The following is a 1,494-nucleotide window of genomic DNA, read 5'->3' as shown; positions in this document are numbered from 1 at the left end:
AGACCGTTCGGAAATACATGAAGCAGGAGGACTTCTCCCCAAGGCTGCCTGTGCCAGTGTCTAAGCCATCAAGTTGGATCCTACAAACCAACCATTGATGCATGGCTTCTTCAAGATGCTAAAAATCGGTACAAGCAACGTCATACGGGAAGCGAGTATATGACCGACTCGTGAAAAAGTTTCCGAGTTCAACTGTTCGTACCCGACCGTGAACCGATACGTGACCGCATTTCGTCAACGCCAGCACCTTAGTAAGAAGGGCTATCTTGAACTTCAGTGGCATCCTGGAGAGGCTCAGGCTGATTTTGGTGAATGTGATGTGATTGTAAACGGCGTGCGACGCGTTACGAAGTATCTGGTGGTATCTTTCCCGCATAGCAATGCAGGATTTGTTCAGTGCTTTCTCGGTGAAACTGCTGAATGCTTATGCCAAGGATTAATGGACGTCTTTTATCATATTGAGGGTGTTCCGTCACGACTTGTGATTGACAATGCCACAGCAGCCGGCAGGCGAATTGGAGAGCTAGTTCGCCTTACACAGTTGTTTAAGCGATTCCAAGCCCATTTCGGATTTGAGATTACATTCTGCAATCCGAATAGCGGTCATGAAAAAGGAAATGTGGAGAACAAGGTTGGTTACGCTCGGAGAAATTACATGGTTCCCCTACCATCAAAGTGTCATTGCATGAGTGGAACACTGAATTATTCGAACTATGCGATTTGGATAATAGCCGCGAGCACTACAAGAAAGGAGTACCTATCTGCGAGTTGTTTGAGAAGGACAAGGAAGCCATGCGAGCACTCCCAAACGCGCCGTTTGAATCTTGCCGATATGGGCATGTAAAGACCAACGGCTATGGCAAGTTCATACTTGATGGCAAGCACACTTATTCTTCCTCGCCGCTGTATGCAGACCGGGAGATTATTGTCCGGATCGGCGCACATTTCATTGAACCACTTGATGAAGCGGGTGACGTTATCTCTCGCCACGAAAGGGAGTTCGGTACAGAGCGGACAGACACAGTCGACTGGTTAACGATGCTAGATCAATTGATTGTAAAACCAGGAGCATGGCGAAACAGCCTGATGCGTAGCCAAATGTCCTACGAGGTTCGTGATTACATGGATGAGCAGGACAAGAGTGGGTTACGGCAAGCGTTACGCCTCATGAAGGATTTGTCTAACCAATATGGCTTGGACGTTGCGGTGACTTCGATACAGGAAGCAATTGTTCGCAAACGCACACAAGGCATTGAGGTCAATGCAGCAGTTGTTGCGGCTCGGATTGCTCACTACGGTCTGGATACGCCAGGGAGCCTGGACCCGACATGAGCCAGTATGATGTTTTACTACCCGCATTCGGAGGTGAAGTGCATGGACCGCAGTGAGATACGACTAGAAATCTCACAATACTGCCGACAATTAATCCTGAGTCAGAATGCGGTACGGTTATGCGATTTAGAAGCTACGCCAAGACAGGAGGAGTTTCTACAT

At 48.2% G+C, this 1,494-nt stretch carries 1 protein-coding gene; it reads left to right on the top strand.

The genetic code is table 11. From position 1 onward, the window contains the following. Nucleotides 1–768 precede the first annotated feature (768 nt). A complete protein-coding gene (locus tag QQK48_RS18445) occupies nt 769–1,332 on the top strand; it encodes a hypothetical protein (RefSeq protein ID WP_284329607.1) in 564 nt (187 codons plus the stop codon). The last annotated feature ends 162 nt before the right edge of the window (nt 1,333–1,494 follow it).

This window comes from Demequina litorisediminis (genome assembly GCF_030161615.1).
GTDB classification, from domain to species: Bacteria; Actinomycetota; Actinomycetes; order Actinomycetales; family Demequinaceae; genus Demequina; species Demequina litorisediminis.
This window is presented reverse-complemented; position numbering and strand designations above follow the sequence as displayed.